The 14,059-nt window shown below is 64.3% G+C and carries 14 protein-coding genes; 5 read left to right on the top strand and 9 right to left on the bottom strand.

Annotation, left to right across the window (positions count from 1 at the left end):
* Nucleotides 1-36 precede the first annotated feature (36 nt).
* The 3 genes from fruA to fruB are packed head-to-tail and all read right to left on the bottom strand — an operon-like array spanning nucleotide 37 to nucleotide 3,859.
* Nucleotides 37-1,773, bottom strand: coding sequence for a PTS fructose transporter subunit IIBC (fruA, locus tag HB860_RS07115; protein WP_247626179.1), 1,737 nt, complete (start codon nucleotides 1,771-1,773; stop codon nucleotides 37-39).
* Entirely contained in the window at nucleotides 1,770-2,759 is a 990-nt protein-coding gene (gene pfkB, locus HB860_RS07120) for a 1-phosphofructokinase (RefSeq protein ID WP_247626180.1), read from the bottom strand. The genes fruA and pfkB overlap by 4 nt, the downstream gene beginning before the upstream one ends.
* Nucleotides 2,759-3,859, bottom strand: coding sequence for a fused PTS fructose transporter subunit IIA/HPr protein (gene fruB, locus HB860_RS07125; RefSeq protein WP_247626181.1), 1,101 nt, complete (start codon nucleotides 3,857-3,859; stop codon nucleotides 2,759-2,761). The genes pfkB and fruB overlap by 1 nt, the downstream gene beginning before the upstream one ends.
* Before the next feature lie 306 nt (nucleotides 3,860-4,165).
* On the opposite strand from fruB, the gene cra reads away from it, so the two are divergent.
* The 3 genes from cra to HB860_RS07140 all read left to right on the top strand — a co-directional run bounded on the left by cra (nucleotide 4,166) and on the right by HB860_RS07140 (nucleotide 7,253).
* The gene (gene cra, locus HB860_RS07130) at nucleotides 4,166-5,164 is read left to right on the top strand and encodes a catabolite repressor/activator (RefSeq protein ID WP_247626182.1); all 999 of its coding nucleotides are present in this window, start codon (nucleotides 4,166-4,168) and stop codon (nucleotides 5,162-5,164) included.
* Between the two features lie 303 nt (nucleotides 5,165-5,467).
* On the top strand, nucleotides 5,468-6,661 hold the full coding sequence (locus tag HB860_RS07135) for an aromatic amino acid transport family protein (RefSeq protein ID WP_247626183.1): 1,194 nt from the start codon (nucleotides 5,468-5,470) through the stop codon (nucleotides 6,659-6,661).
* A 205-nt stretch (nucleotides 6,662-6,866) separates the two neighbouring features.
* Nucleotides 6,867-7,253, top strand: coding sequence for an MAPEG family protein (locus HB860_RS07140; RefSeq protein ID WP_247626184.1), 387 nt, complete (start codon nucleotides 6,867-6,869; stop codon nucleotides 7,251-7,253).
* 91 nt (nucleotides 7,254-7,344) lie between these two features.
* Here HB860_RS07140 and HB860_RS07145 read toward each other — a convergent pair whose 3' ends face one another.
* Nucleotides 7,345-8,745 (bottom strand): DEAD/DEAH box helicase, encoded by a 1,401-nt coding sequence (locus HB860_RS07145; protein ID WP_139434368.1) that lies wholly within the window; start codon nucleotides 8,743-8,745, stop codon nucleotides 7,345-7,347.
* A gap of 318 nt (nucleotides 8,746-9,063) precedes the next feature.
* On the opposite strand from HB860_RS07145, the gene HB860_RS07150 reads away from it, so the two are divergent.
* Nucleotides 9,064-9,876, top strand: coding sequence for a substrate-binding periplasmic protein (locus HB860_RS07150; protein WP_427229279.1), 813 nt, complete (start codon nucleotides 9,064-9,066; stop codon nucleotides 9,874-9,876).
* An 83-nt stretch (nucleotides 9,877-9,959) separates the two neighbouring features.
* On the opposite strand, the gene aroC is transcribed toward HB860_RS07150, so the two are convergent.
* Nucleotides 9,960-11,048, bottom strand: a complete 1,089-nt coding sequence (aroC, locus tag HB860_RS07155) for a chorismate synthase (protein WP_247626185.1) — start codon at nucleotides 11,046-11,048, stop codon at nucleotides 9,960-9,962.
* 16 nt (nucleotides 11,049-11,064) lie between these two features.
* Nucleotides 11,065-12,000, bottom strand: a complete 936-nt coding sequence (gene prmB, locus HB860_RS07160; RefSeq protein ID WP_139434364.1) for a 50S ribosomal protein L3 N(5)-glutamine methyltransferase — start codon at nucleotides 11,998-12,000, stop codon at nucleotides 11,065-11,067.
* Between the two features lie 65 nt (nucleotides 12,001-12,065).
* Here prmB and smrB point away from each other — a divergent pair, with 65 nt between their 5' ends.
* Nucleotides 12,066-12,590, top strand: coding sequence for an endonuclease SmrB (smrB, locus tag HB860_RS07165; RefSeq protein WP_042650147.1), 525 nt, complete (start codon nucleotides 12,066-12,068; stop codon nucleotides 12,588-12,590).
* Nucleotides 12,591-12,632: 42 nt separating this feature from the next.
* On the opposite strand, the gene HB860_RS07170 is transcribed toward smrB, so the two are convergent.
* The 3 genes from HB860_RS07170 to HB860_RS07180 form a co-directional block, all read right to left on the bottom strand.
* Nucleotides 12,633-13,043 carry an SRPBCC family protein gene (locus HB860_RS07170; protein WP_247626186.1) on the bottom strand — a complete coding sequence of 137 codons (411 nt, stop codon included), beginning with the start codon at nucleotides 13,041-13,043 and terminating at the stop codon, nucleotides 12,633-12,635.
* 128 nt (nucleotides 13,044-13,171) lie between these two features.
* Nucleotides 13,172-13,771 carry a histidine phosphatase family protein gene (locus HB860_RS07175; protein WP_247626187.1) on the bottom strand — a complete coding sequence of 200 codons (600 nt, stop codon included), beginning with the start codon at nucleotides 13,769-13,771 and terminating at the stop codon, nucleotides 13,172-13,174.
* 73 nt (nucleotides 13,772-13,844) lie between these two features.
* The gene (locus tag HB860_RS07180; protein ID WP_202045812.1) at nucleotides 13,845-14,054 is read right to left on the bottom strand and encodes a DUF4287 domain-containing protein; all 210 of its coding nucleotides are present in this window, start codon (nucleotides 14,052-14,054) and stop codon (nucleotides 13,845-13,847) included.
* Nucleotides 14,055-14,059: the final 5 nt, after the last annotated feature.

A 14,059-nucleotide genomic window follows, 5' to 3' on the forward strand; every position in this document is an offset into this window, starting at 1 on the left:
CAAAGGCCGCCTTGTCATTCATCGGATGGATACCCGTCAGGCCGTTGCCAGCCTGGCCTGCTCCTCGCCGCGCTTGAGCATGGCGTAGGAGACGCCGGTCAGGAGCGACCCCGCCGCAATCGCCAGGATATACATCATCACGTGGCTGATGGCGTTCGGGATGAAGAGCACGAACAGACCGCCGTGGGGCGCCACCAGTTCGCAGCCGAACAGCATGGAGAGCGCACCGGTCAGGGCACCACCCACCATGCAGGCCGGGATGACCCGCATCGGATCCTTGGCCGCGAAGGGAATGGCCCCCTCGGAGATGAAGCACAGACCCAGCACGAAGGAGGCCTTGCCCGCTTCCTGCTCCGCCTTGATGAACTTCTTGCTGGCGAGGAAGGTCGCTATCCCCATCCCCAGGGCCGGCACCATGCCGGCGGCCATCACCGCAGCCATGGGGGCATAGGTCTTGGAGGCGAGCAGGCCGACCCCGAAGGCGTAGGCCGCCTTGTTGACCGGGCCACCCATGTCGAAGCACATCATGGCGCCGATGATGACCCCCAGCAGCACGGCGTTGGCGGAGCCCATGTTGTTGAGGAACTCTGTCATGGCATTCATGATGCCGGCCACCGGGCCGCCCACCACGTAGATCATCACGAGACCGGTGAACAGGCTGGCCACCAGCGGAATGATGAGGATGGGCTTGAGCGCTTCCAGGGTCACCGGCAGGCGCACCTTGTCGCTCAGGTACTTGGCGCTGTAACCGGCGAGGAAACCGGCGACTATGCCGCCAAGGAAACCGGCGCCGAGGGAGCTTGCCAGCATGCCGCCGATCATGCCCGGGGCGAGGCCCGGACGGTCGGCGATGGAGTAGGCAATGTAGCCGGCCAGCACCGGGATCATCAGGGCGAAGGCGGAGCCGCCGCCGATCTTCATCAGGGCCGCCGCGAGCGTCCCCTCTTCCTTGAACGCCTCGATGCCGAAGATGAAGGAGAGCGCGATGATGAGGCCACCGGCCACCACCATGGGCAGCATGAAGGAGACACCGGTCAGCAGGTGCTTGTAGGGGCCGGCCTTCTCCTCTTTCTTGGCCGCGGCGGCGCCGCTGTGGCGATAGGTCTTCGCCTCTGTCCACGCCTTGTCGAGCTCGGCGCGGGTCTTCTTCAGGGCCGCCCCCGTGCTGGTCCGATAGACCGGCTTGCCATCGAAACGGGCCATGTCCACCTCGATGTCGGTGGCGAGGAACACCAGATCGGCGGCGGCGATCTCATCGGCGGTCAGGGCGTTCTGGGCACCGACCGAGCCCTGAGTCTCGACGCGGATCTGATGACCCAGCTGTTTGGCCATGGTCTCCAGCGCTTCCGCCGACATGAAGGTGTGGGCCACCCCGGTCGGACAGGCGGTGACCGCAACGATGCGCTTGGCACCGCTGGCCGCCTTGGCGGCAGCATTGGCAACCACGGGGGCGGCCTGATGGCGATAGAGGCTGGCACCGCTCGCGGCGGCCTCCAGCAGGGCGGCAGGATCCTGCAGCGCCAGATCCATGCTGCCCTGATAGAGGCGCTTGCCGTCATAGGCGGCGAGATCCACCGGGGCACTGGCGACTACCAGCACCAGGTCGGCGGCGGCAATCTGCTCTTTCGAGGGAACCTGACGGGGTTGTACGCTGGAGCCGACGTCGAGAATAAGCTCCCAGCCCGCCAGTTTGGCCTGCTGTTCTATCCGTTTTGCAGCGAGAAAGCTGGTGGCAATGCCCGCCGGGCAAGCCGTAACCAGAATTGCTTTCATTGGGCATCTCCTGAGTGTGTCATCGAAAGGGGATTGGATTGAGCCGGTGCCAGCGCATCCAGACGCTGTACGCGCACCTGCTCGAGTAAGGGGTTGAGCACCTTGATATCGTCAAAGCCGACCGCCACCTGGCTCACCGCCAGGGCAGAGACGGCGGTAGCCAGGCGCAGGGTCTGCTCCGGCGCCCAGCCAAGGCTGAGACCATGGGCCAGCCCCGCCACCAGAGAATCGCCGGCACCCACTGTGCTGACGACCTTCATGCGCGGCGGAATGGCCTGCCAGACGGCATCGGGCGCAAACCAGATGAGGCCGTCGGCGCCATTGGAGATCACCACGTGGGGGATCCCGCTGGCCTGCAGGGCACGGGCACACTCGGCCTGATCGGCGAGGGTCTTGATGGGGCGACCTGCCCACTGCTCAAGTTCTTCCAGGTTGGGCTTGACCAGGGTCGGCGCCGCCTTGATGCCCTCGCTCAGGGCCGCGCCGCTGCAATCGAAGATCACCTGCTTGCCCTTGGCCTTGAGCAGGCGAATAAGCCGGGCGCAGTAATCGGGGGCCACCCCTTTGGGCAGGCTGCCCGCCAGCACGAACCAGTCGGCGCGCGGCGCCAGCCGCTCTATTTCGGCCTCCAGCGCGGCCACTTCCCCCTGATGCACGTCAAGCCCAGGCAGATTGAGATCCGTGACCCGGCCCGATTGCTCGGAGATCTTCACGTTGATGCGGGTGTTGCCCGCCACGCGCACGAAATGGTCTTCCAGATCGCGCGTCTCGAACAGGGAGACGAAGCTCTGCTGGTTGCCCTCGCCGAGCCAGCCGGTCAGGCCCACGTCGCGGCCGAGATCTTTCAAGACCATGGCGACGTTGATCCCCTTGCCCGCGGCGCGCATGTTGGCTTCGCTCACCAGGTTCACCTCGCCGAGGCTCATGGCGCCCAGGCGGGCGGTGAGATCCAGCGCGGGATTGGGGGTGATGGTAACGATGTCCATCAGTGCGCCCCCTCGCCCAGACCGGCGGCAATGGCCTCACCTATCCCCTTGAGGGCCGCCTCGGCATCCGCCCCTTCGGCGCGAAACGCCAGACGGTGACCACACTTGACGCCAAGACCAATGACCTTCATCAGGCTCTTGGCGGAGACGGCTTCACCGCTGCCATCCAGGTTCGCCACGCGAATGTCGGATGCATACTCCTTGGCTACCTTGACCAGCATGGCGCCCGGACGGGCGTGCAGGCCATGGGGGTTGATGATGGTGAAGGTGTCGGAAAGCCCGCTCGCCGGACCTGCCTGCAACATGGCCAGACCGTCGCTCCCTGCGAGCGTCCCGAGCTGACCGGCGGCAGCCAACTTGGCCAGGTTGTCCAGCTGGGGCAGATGGCTGCTATCTGCGGCGCACAGCAGCAGCAAGGCGCTGACCGGTTGATCCCCTGCGTTCAGTGCAGTGCTAGGCGTTGCCAGTACCCAGCCGGTCTGGGCCGCTTGCGCACGGGCCAGCCAGACCCCATCCCCCAGATAGGCGGGCTCGTTTGCCAGCAGGGAGGTCACCATGGCGGCCTCCCCCCAACCGGCAGATTTGGCGCGGGCGGCGGCCCCCAGCAGCAGCTGGTCGCGATCGTCGGCCGGGAAGTTCGCCAGGGTCAGGAATTGCACCTCTTTCGCCGCGCTCGCACCGGTGAGGATGTTGATAATGGTCTCTTCATCCGTGGCCTCCCTCAACTGCGCGGCTGCCTGCTCGTCACCCAGCACATGGGTGAGCTGGCGCAAGATGCCCAGATGCTCATCCGACTTGGCGGCGATGCCGATGGCGACGTAGGCAGTCTGCCCCTCATCCCACTCGATACCCTGGGGGAACTGGGCCACCATGACGCCGGTGCTTTTGACCAGATGACGGGTGTCCGTGGTGCCGTGGGGAATGGCGATGCCGCTGCCCAGGTAGGTGGCGTGCAGGGCTTCCCGCGCCAGCATGCCGTCCACATAACCGGCCTCCACCAGACCCGCGTCGGTCAGTTTGCCTGCCAGCAGGGCGATGGCTTCCGCCTTGGTCGCCACCGATTGTCCCAGCAGGATTTGCTGTCGCGCCAACTTCAACATAGAGATTCTCCATCAGGTCCGGCTTCGCCTCGCGGCACACCGGCTCAACTCAACTTGGATTTCGGGTAATTTGCCTGCTGACAATAGACGGGAATCTCCCCCCGGGTAGGCCGTCTCGGCATTTCCTGGTCGAACATTCATCGTTTACTGACAAGCTGAATCGTTTCACTTACACTCAGACTGAATCGTTTCAGCCAATTGTTCAAGATCCCACTGAGAGTGCTTTTCAATGATATGATCCCGCGCACACTTTTCGGTGCCCCCACCTGAAACCGTCGCGGGCCTTGCAACTCAAACAGAGCCAATATGATGAAACTGGATGAAATCGCCGCCCTGGCCGGTGTCTCGCGTACCACCGCCAGCTATGTGATCAACGGCAAGGCGGATCAATATCGCATCAGCCAGGCCACCCGTGACAAGGTGATGGCCGTGGTCCATGCCCACAACTATCAGCCGGACAGCCGCGCCGCCTCCCTGCGCGGCGGCCAGACCAGGACCCTGGGCTTCATCCTGCCGGACCTTGAGAACGCCAGCTACGCCAAGCTCGCCAAGCGCCTCGAGCAGGGGGCGCGGGCCCAGGGCTATCAGCTGCTCATCGTCTGCTCGGAAGACGAGCCACAGACCGAGAAGGAGCTGGCCCGGATGCTGGTCAGCCGCCATGTGGATGCGCTGCTGGTGGCGAGCTGCCTGCCGCCGGCGGATCCTTTCTATCGGGAGCAGCAGGCCCATGGTGTGCAGATCCTGGCCATAGACCGGGCCCTGGCCGCCGACCACTTCATCACGGTGGCGAGTGAAAACCAGAAGGCGAGCTGCGATCTCACCGCCTCCCTGCTCACCCCCGCCCTTCGCCATGTGGCCCTGATCACCGCCCTGCCAGGCCTCACGATAAGCCAGGAGCGCCGCGCCGGTTTCGAGCAGGCGCTGAGCAGCCACGCCAGCACCGCCCTGCTGACCCCCCATGTCTGCGAGGGGGCCCACTTCTCCCGCGCCGAGGGTTATCGCCTGATCAAGGAGCTGCACCAGCGGCTCGGCCAGTTGCCCGAGGCGCTGGTCGCCACCTCCTACATATTGATGGAGGGGGTGCTCGACTATCTGCTGGAGCTGGAGGCCGACATGAGCCGGATTGCCATGGCCACCTTCGGGGACGATCGGCTGCTGGACTTCCTCCCCTTTGGCATCAACTCCCTGCCCCAACAGCACGACGCCCTGGCCGCCCAGGCCCTTGCCCTCGCCTTCGAGGCCATCAACGGCCACTATCGCGCTGGCCTGCACTGTGTGAGCCGCACCCTCAAGCGTCGCCGCTGACGCCCCTCACGTGCCGGCGCTCTCCTGCCACGCCGGCGCGCTTTTCCACCAGTCAACACCGCCTGCTGTCATCTTTTATTTCCACCTATTGCCACCTCGCAGTACAAAATCCGCCTTTACAGGCTTGTTTCCACTTTTTTGATCCGTTAACGTGGCAACCATCTTTTACAACCCACAGATTTTTCGTAACGATGCGTCCACTCCGATATTGCTAGCCTCCGGTCCCGCCCCCGGAGGCACCTGGCCGACACCGCCACTGGCACGCTTTTTTTACTACGCAGTTTCTCTATCTGGATGGACACCATGAATACCAAAACCCTGGGTTGCACCCTGCTCATCGCCGGCACCACCATAGGCGCCGGCATGCTGGCCCTGCCGCTGGCCTCCTCGTCCCTGGGCGGCCCCGCCACCCTGGCGCTGATGGTCGGGCTCTGGGCCCTGATGGCCTTCACCGCCATGCTGCAGGTGGAGGCCAGCCTCAATACCGGCAAGTGGTACCTGCACCAGCTGGCGGATCACCTGCTCGGCCCCTGGGGCAAGCGCATCGCCTCCTTCTGCATCCTGATGCTGTTCTACTCCCTGGCCTCCGCCTACATCAGCGGCGGCAGCAGCCTGCTGGCCCAGGCGCTGGCGGATGCGGGCACCACCGTCAGCCAGGAGCAGGCGGCCTGGGCCTTCACCCTGCTGTTCGGCGGCATGGTGTGCGTGGGCACCAAACAGGTGGATTACCTCAACCGCCTGATGTTCACCGTGAAACTGGTGATCATGGTAGGGGTGCTGGCGCTGCTGCTGCCCCGCGCCGAGGGGCAGCATCTGCTCTCCATGCCGCTCGGCCAGGGCTTGCTGCTGGCGGGCCTGCCGGTCATCTTCACCTCCTTCGGCTTCCACGGCTCCATCCCGAGCGTCATGCTCTACCTCGGCGACTGCCCCAAGCAGCTGCGCCGGGTCTTCGTGTGGGGCTCTGCCCTGCCGCTCATCCTCTACGTGCTGTGGCAGGTGGCGATCCTGGGCCTGCTCGGCCAGCAGAGCCTGATCCAGACCGGCGGGGCGCTGGACAGCCTGCTGGCCAGCGTCGGCAACCTGGTGAACTGGCCCGCCTTCAATCAGGCGATGCACCTGTTCGCCGATCTGGCGCTCGCCACCTCCTTCCTCGGGGTGACGCTCGGGCTGTTTGACTTCATGGCCAAGGTGACCCGCCGCAAGGACAGCTGGCAGGGCCGCAGCCAGACCGGCATGATCACCTTCGTGCCCCCCCTGCTGTTTGCCCTCTACTTCCCGCAAGGTTTCATCATGGCGCTGGGCTACGCCGCCATCGCCCTGGCGGTGCTGGCGGTGCTGCTGCCGGTGGCCCTGGTGTGGCAGAGCCGCAAGCAGGCCGAGGCGCACCATTACCGTGTCCCGGGCGGCGTGGTTGCGCTCGGTCTCGCCGGTGCCATGGGGGTGTTGATCGTCGGCGTCCAGGTGAGCGTCAGCCTCGGTATGCTGCCCGCGCTCTGATCCTTATCGGCATTGGATGCCCCAGATTGAAAAGCCCCGCCAGCATAAGTTGGCGGGGCTTTTTATTCTTCGGGCCCAGGCGCCGTCGGCAGCTGGTTGCGCCCTGGTTCGCCTATTCGCCACATCTTGCTGCTACCCTCAGAGGCAAGCCATTGAGGCGCCAAGCAATATCCAGGCAGATACATCCACTCGAGAGCCAGATACCATGACCATATTACCCATCTACGCGGCCCTGCTCGCCCTGCTCTTTGTCTTGCTGAGCATACGCACCATTCGCACCCGCCACAGCCGCGGGGTGGCACTGGGGCACGGGGATGACCCCGCCATGCTGCGGGCCATGCGGGTGCACGCCAACTTTGCCGAGTATGTCCCCCTGGCCCTGCTGCTCATCTATTTTGTCGAAACCTCCAGCCAGACCCCCTGGCTTGTCCATCTGCTGGGGGCCAGCTTGCTGTGCGGCCGCCTCTGCCACGCCTTTGGCATGAGCCGCACGCCGGAGAACTTCCGCTACAGGGTAACGGGAATGGGGCTGACCTTCGGCGTGATCCTGATAAGCGCGGCCCATATCCTGATCTCGGCGCTTATCCCCTGACCATTTCACTGCCAGCCAGAAAGAAAAAGCCCCGCCAGATTGGCGGGGCTTTTGTCAACCGAACAGCCGAGGAGCCTGGCTCCCGAGCCGCTTACTGGTTGTGGCTGGCGCGGCGGGGACGACGGGCCTGGGCCGGTTTGGCGGCACCATCTGCGGGACGCTGGCCACCTTGCGGCTTGGGCTTGCCACCGTTGCCGGTGCGGGCACCGCCTGCGTTGCCACCATTGGCGGAGCGACCTGCACCCTGACGCTGGCCCTGACCTTGCGGGCGCGGCGCACGGCGCTGCTCGCTCGGATCGCGGGGCTCTTTGCGCAGGGGCGCGCCGATACCACGGCTTATGTTATCGAGCGTCTCGCGGGAGGCTTCAAAACCGGCCACCTGCTCGCAAGGAATGTTCTGCTTGGTCAGACGCTCGATCGCCTTGATGAGCTTGCCTTCATCGGCAGCCACCAGGGAGATCGCATGACCGGCGGCGCCGGCACGACCAGTACGGCCGATGCGGTGCACATAGTCTTCCGCCACGTTGGGCAGCTCGAAGTTGACCACCTGCGGCAGCTTGTCGATGTCCAGACCACGGGCGGCGATGTCGGTTGCCACCAGCACCTTGACGCTGCCTTCCTTGAAACCGGCCAGGGCACGGGTACGAGCACCCTGGCTCTTGTTGCCGTGGATGGCGGCGGCGCTGACGCCGTTCTTGTCGAGGGTCTCGGCAACGCGGTTGGCCATGTGCTTGGTACGGGTGAACACCAGTACCTGCTGCCAGTCGTTGCTGGTGACCAGGTGGCTCAAGAGCGCGATCTTGTTGGCCTTGTCGCACGGGTGCACCAGCTGCTCGATACGTTCGGCGGTGCTGTTGCGCGGAGCCACTTCGATCACCGCCGGGTTGTCCAGCAGACCGGTGGCCAGCTCGCGGATCTCTTCGGCGAAGGTGGCGGAGAAGAGCAGGTTCTGACGCTTCTTCGGCAACAGGGCCAGGATGCGGCGGATGTCACGGATGAAGCCCATATCGAGCATGCGATCCGCTTCGTCCAGTACCAGGATCTCCACTTCGTCGAACTTGACGGCGTTCTGGTTGTAGAGATCCATCAGGCGACCCGGGCAGGCCACCAGCACGTCCAGACCACGGCGGGTTGCCATCATCTGCGGGTTGATGCTGACGCCGCCGAAGACGACGTGGCTGCGGATCGGCAGGTGCTTGCCGTAGTTGCGCACGCTCTCGCCCACCTGGGCGGCCAGCTCGCGGGTCGGTGTCAGCACCAGGGCGCGAATGCGGTTCGGGGATACCTTGCGCTTGCTCTCGGTGAGGCGCTGCAGCATCGGCAGGGTAAAGCCTGCGGTCTTGCCGGTCCCGGTCTGGGCGGCGGCCATCAGGTCACGGCCAGCCAGGACGGCCGGGATCGCTTGTTGCTGGATGGGAGACGGGGTGTCGTAGCCTTGCTCGGCAACGGCACGCAACAAGGGTTCGGCCAGACCGAGGGAAGTAAAACTCATAGTTACCTGCTAGGGATAGGGGCGCCGGGGATCTGTGGTGGGGCTCCTCTGCTGAGCCGATGCCATCTCACAGGATCTGGGCCTATAGAGAAAACAACGATTTCCCCGGGGAGCAGAGCAAAGGGGAAAGAATAGAGGCGCAGTCTAACGGAGTTGGCGCACTTACACGAGGAAAATGTGATGCGCCTCCCAGCACGGCTGGAAATACCAACGCTGGCGGGGCAGAATGGCGATAGTGATGCTCGCCAGGGTCCGTCCCTGCCCCTCCTGGGGCGCGAATTCATACCCTCACGACACGGAACAGGGAGGTTCTGCTTGATCAGGAGACATATTCAGGTCGCCATGCGCTCTGCCTTGAGCCTGGGCCTGCTGCTCACACTGAGCCTGCCTCTGGGCGCCAGGGAGACACTGTCGGTGGCCTGGAGCCACTGGCCCCCCTTCAGCCAGATCGATGCCGACGGCGAGCTAGGCGGGCTGGACGTGACCCTGACCCGCCAGATCCTCCGCGGCGCCGATCTTGAGCCCGCGTTTCGCAATCTCCCCTGGGCCAGGGCCCTGCACCTCATGGCGCGCCAGCAGCTGGATGTCGCCATGGGGGCCCTGAAAACCCCGGAGCGGGCACGTTTCGCCCGCTTCTCGGCCCCCTACAGACGCGCCAGCTTCGTGCTGCTCAGCCACAAGGCGACCCCCGGGAGCCCAGATCGCTGGCAGGGGATAACGCACCTTGCGGATCTGTGCCAGCAGACGGGGCTGCGCCTTGGCAAGCTAAGGGGCACCCGCCCCCTGCCCCTGAGCGACGCCTGCCCCGCCCTTCGGCAGGCGAGCGAATACAACTCGGACGACAGGCTGATCGCCCTCCTGCTGGCGCGGCGCCTCGACGGGGTCATCATGGAGTGGCAATACGCCCGGCATCGGCTGGCTCAGCTGGGGGCAGAGGAGTTCACCCTGTGCCAGGTGCTGCTGCACCAGCAGCCGGTCAGCCTGATGTTTGCCAGCCAGGCGGTGAGCGACGCAGAGCTCGCCCGCATCGATGCCGCCATCGCCGCCCTTCCCCCGCCAGATGCAACCTTTGCCCCGCCGGTGTGCCGCCTCGATGGCAGCCAGCCCCGGGAGAAAGGCGCTCAGGGCTGAGACCCCCGCACAAACGAGAAAGGCGACCCTGGGGTCGCCTTTTTTGCAGAGCATGATGATCAGCCGACAGCGCGGCTTGCAGATCAGCGCAGCTGCGGGGTCTGGGTATGCACGCCCTGGTTCTGGGCACGGTGGCGCAGCAGGTGATCCATCAGCACCAGGGCCAGCATGGCCTCGGCGATGGGCACGGCACGGATGCCGACACAAGGATCGTGCCGACCCTTGGTGATCATCTCGGTGGCCTCGCCGCTGGTGTTGATGGTCTTGCCCGGCACAGTAATGCTGGAGGTGGGCTTGAGCGCCATGCTCACCACTATGTCCTGGCCGGAGGAGATGCCCCCCAGGATGCCGCCCGCATGGTTGCTGGCAAAGCCGGCCGGGGTCATCTCGTCGCGATGCTCCGAGCCTTTTTGCTCCACCACGGCGAAACCGTCACCTATCTCGACCCCCTTCACCGCATTGATGCCCATCATGGCGTGGGCGATGTCGGCGTCGAGCCGATCGAACACCGGCTCCCCCAGGCCCACCGGCACGTTGCGCGCAATGACAGCCACCTTGGCGCCTATGCTGTTGCCCTCTTTCTTCAGGGCCCGCATGTATTCATCCAGCGCCTCCAGCTTGCCCGCATCGGGGAAGAAGAAGGGGTTCTGCTCGATCTGGCTCTGGTCGAAGGCCTCGGCCTTGATGGGGCCGAGCTGGGAGAGATAACCCACTATCTCGATGCCATGCATCTGCTTGAGATATTTCTTGGCGATGGCCCCCGCCGCCACCCGCATGGCGGTCTCGCGGGCCGAGGAGCGGCCGCCGCCGCGGTAGTCACGCTGACCGTACTTCTGGTGATAGGTGTAGTCGGCGTGGCCCGGGCGGAACAGGTCCTTGATCTCGGAGTAGTCCTTGGAGCGCTGATCGGTGTTCTCGATGAGCAGTCCGATGGAGGTGCCCGTGGTGCGCCCCTCGAACACCCCGGCCAGGATCTTCACTTCGTCCGCCTCGCGGCGCTGGGTGGTGTAGCGGGAGGTGCCGGGCTTGCGCCTGTCCAGATCGATTTGCAGATCCGCTTCGCTTATCTCAAGCCCGGGGGGGCAGCCGTCGACCACGGCGCCGAGCGCCAGGCCGTGGCTCTCGCCAAAGGTGGTGACCCGAAAGAGTTGGCCAAAACTGTTCCCTGCCATGGGTGCTCCTTGCTGCTTAGCTCTTGTAAATCGCGAAATGGGCCTGGTACTGCTCGAGCTCTGCCTTGGTCATCACGAAGACGCCGTGACCGCCGTTCTCGAACTCGACCCAGGTGAAGGGCACGTCGGGGAACTGGGCTTCCAGATGGATCATGCTGTTGCCCACCTCGACCACCAGCACGCCGTCATCCTTGAGGAAGTCGGCGGCATTGGCCAGGATGCGCTTGGTGAGCTTGAGGCCATCGGAGCCCGACGCCAGGGCCAGCTCCGGCTCGTGACGAAACTCTTCCGGCAGGTCCGACATGTCCTCGGAGTCCACATAGGGCGGGTTGGAGACGATGAGATCGTACTTGTCGCCGGCCGGCAAGTCGCGCATCAGATCGGAGCGGATCGGGATGACCTGCTGCTCCAGACCGTGATCGTTGATGTTGCGCTCTGCCACATTGAGGGCATCGACGCTGATATCGATGGCATCCACTTCCGCATGGGGGAACTCGTGGGCCATGATGATGGCGATGCAACCGGAGCCGGTGCACAAGTCCATGATCCGGGTCGGCTCCTCTTTCAGGAAGGGGGCGAAACGGTTGGCCACCATCTCGGCGATAGGGGAGCGCGGAATGAGCACCCGTTCGTCCACGTAGAACTCCCAACCCGCGTACCAGGCCTTGTTGGTCAGGTAGGCGGCAGGTACCCGCTCCTGCACCCGGCGGATGATGAGCTCGGCGATGCGGTGGCGCTCGCTGGTGGTCAGGCGGGAGTGGCGCATGCCGGGATCCACGTCCGGCGGCAGATGTAACGCGGGCAGCACCAGTTGCACGGCCTCATCCCAGGCGTTGTCGGTACCATGTCCGTAGAAGATCCCGGCGTCGTTGAAACGACTCATGGCCCAGCGCAACATGTCCTGGATGGTGTGCATTTCGGCAACCACCTCGTCGATAAATATCTTGTCCAAATCCACCTCCAAGTCGAGTAATATCCGGCCCGAGAATTCTATACAGCGAGCAAGACGAGTACCTGATGAAAAAAACGCCCTCACCCACAGACGAGGAAAGCCTGCTGTTTCGTGATGCTGTCAAAGGTACCCGGAAAATTAAGCAAGATACCATAAGGGCCTCCTCAAGCCCGGTCAAGCAGAAACGCGAACTGCGTGAAAGCCGCGAAAAGCTTGGGGTTGACCACTTTTTCAGCGACGAGTACCAGCCTCATCTGGACGAAGAGGGCCCGACCCGTTTTGTGCGTGAAGACGTGTCAAAATTCGAGCTGAAAAAGCTCAAGCGCGGCCTCTATCCGCCGGAGATTTATCTGGATCTTCATGGCATGAGCCAGCTCCAGGCCAAGCAGGAGCTGGCCGCCCTGCTCACCCTGTGCCAAAAAGAGAACATTCACGTCGCCTCCGTGATGCACGGCATCGGCAAGCATGTGCTCAAGCAGCGCATTCCAAGCTGGCTGGCCCAGCACCCCAATGTGCGCGCCTTCCATCAGGCCCCGCGGGAATGGGGGGGCGAGAGTGCCATCCTGGTGCTGCTGGATATCGAGGAGTAACCCGGCGCCGGGCAATAGAGAAGGTTGAACGAAAAGCGCGCCTCAGGGCGCGCTTTCCATATAGCGTTTGAAGTTGTCGAGTATGCTCTGCCAGCCGGCACGCTGCTGCTCGCCGCTGTGTTCGGATTCGGCGTCGAACTCCTCGTGTACCCAGGTGCCTCCCTGATCCTCCACGAACCTCACCCTGACGGCCCGGCCGTCGTCCATGACGTAACCCAGGGAGGTTGGCGGCACCACCTCGGTGAAGGTGCCCTCGAAATCGAACCCCATGCTGCCATCCCGGGCGGCCATACGGTGACAGAAAAGCCCGCCGACCCGCAGATCCACCCGGCTGCCGGGGCAGTGCCACTCGGGGGAGGCGGCATTCCATGCCATGATGCTGGCGGGGGTGTTCCACCCCTCCCATACCAGAGCGAGTGGCCGCTCGACCCGGACGCTGACGCTTATCTTCATCGATCTTCTCCTCTTGCCTCGATTCCCGACGCCCATGTGAAGCAGGGGTGTCGCCCCTTGACGGTTGTTCCCGTGAAGCCCGGCCACAGATGGTCGCCTCCCCTCGTCTGCGCAGGGCAAGGCGCGGGTTAATCCTGACCGGCCGGACGGTGAAACCGGATCGGTGACTGAGCCCGGAAAATATTGACCACCAGTCTGCCACCGTTATGCAGTTGCCACTCGAAGAAGTCGGCAAACCCCTTGGTGGTGACGGCCCGGATCACCTTGGCCACCACCCCATGTGCCACCAGCAAGACCCGCTCGCCCTGCGCCTGATCGGCGAGTGCGATCAACCCTGACGACACCCGTGCTATCACCGCATCCAGCGACTCACCGTCGGGCGGCCCCTCGGCCCAGCGCCGGGTGATGTTGCGCATCCATAGCTCGGGGTAACGGCTCCTCGCCTCTGCCTGGGTCAACCCCTCGAACACCCCCACATGACGCTCACGAAAGGCGGGGACTATCCGGGCAGGCAACGCCAGTGCCCCGGAGATCAAGTCCGCACTCTGCCTCGCCCGCAACAGGGGAGAGGTCAACAAGCGCTGAAACGGCGCCCCCTTGGAAAGCGCCTGCGCCAGCGCGTCGACCTGCGCCCACCCCGTTTCGTTGAGCCCCATATCCAGCGCCCCCAGATAGCGCCCCTCGGCATTGGCCCGGGTTTCACCATGGCGGATGACCACCAGTTCCATCTTCTGTCCTTGTTTCTTCAGCAGTGGTCGAAAGCCCTGATACACGAACGCGATCAGGGCCGATACGGACGGTTCAACCCTGCGCCAGATGGTGGGCCACCAGGGCATTGGCATGGCCGTGGCCCATGCCGTGCTCGGCCTTGAGCCAGGCCACCAGCGCCATGTGTTTGCGCTCCTCCCGCCCCGCCAGCAGGGCCAGCCAGTGGGCAATCGGCTGCCCGTAGGTTTTCTCGATGGCGGGGAAATAGGAGGCAGGCCCCCTCACCTTCTGTTGTTCATCCATGATTG

The sequence above is a fragment of the Aeromonas genomosp. paramedia genome (genome assembly GCF_023093515.1).
GTDB lineage: Bacteria > Pseudomonadota > Gammaproteobacteria > Enterobacterales > Aeromonadaceae > Aeromonas.

Coding starts and splice junctions, on each gene's coding strand:
- fruA (WP_247626179.1), bottom strand. CDS start 1,773: ATGAAAGCAATTCTGGTTACGGCTTGCCCGGCGGGCATTGCCACCAGC.
- pfkB (WP_247626180.1), bottom strand. CDS start 2,759: ATGGACATCGTTACCATCACCCCCAATCCCGCGCTGGATCTCACCGCC.
- fruB (WP_247626181.1), bottom strand. CDS start 3,859: ATGTTGAAGTTGGCGCGACAGCAAATCCTGCTGGGACAATCGGTGGCG.
- cra (WP_247626182.1), top strand. CDS start 4,166: ATGATGAAACTGGATGAAATCGCCGCCCTGGCCGGTGTCTCGCGTACC.
- HB860_RS07135 (WP_247626183.1), top strand. CDS start 5,468: ATGAATACCAAAACCCTGGGTTGCACCCTGCTCATCGCCGGCACCACC.
- HB860_RS07140 (WP_247626184.1), top strand. CDS start 6,867: ATGACCATATTACCCATCTACGCGGCCCTGCTCGCCCTGCTCTTTGTC.
- HB860_RS07145 (WP_139434368.1), bottom strand. CDS start 8,745: ATGAGTTTTACTTCCCTCGGTCTGGCCGAACCCTTGTTGCGTGCCGTT.
- aroC (WP_247626185.1), bottom strand. CDS start 11,048: ATGGCAGGGAACAGTTTTGGCCAACTCTTTCGGGTCACCACCTTTGGC.
- smrB (WP_042650147.1), top strand. CDS start 12,066: ATGAAAAAAACGCCCTCACCCACAGACGAGGAAAGCCTGCTGTTTCGT.
- HB860_RS07170 (WP_247626186.1), bottom strand. CDS start 13,043: ATGAAGATAAGCGTCAGCGTCCGGGTCGAGCGGCCACTCGCTCTGGTA.
- HB860_RS07175 (WP_247626187.1), bottom strand. CDS start 13,771: ATGGAACTGGTGGTCATCCGCCATGGTGAAACCCGGGCCAATGCCGAG.
- HB860_RS07180 (WP_202045812.1), bottom strand. CDS start 14,054: ATGGATGAACAACAGAAGGTGAGGGGGCCTGCCTCCTATTTCCCCGCC.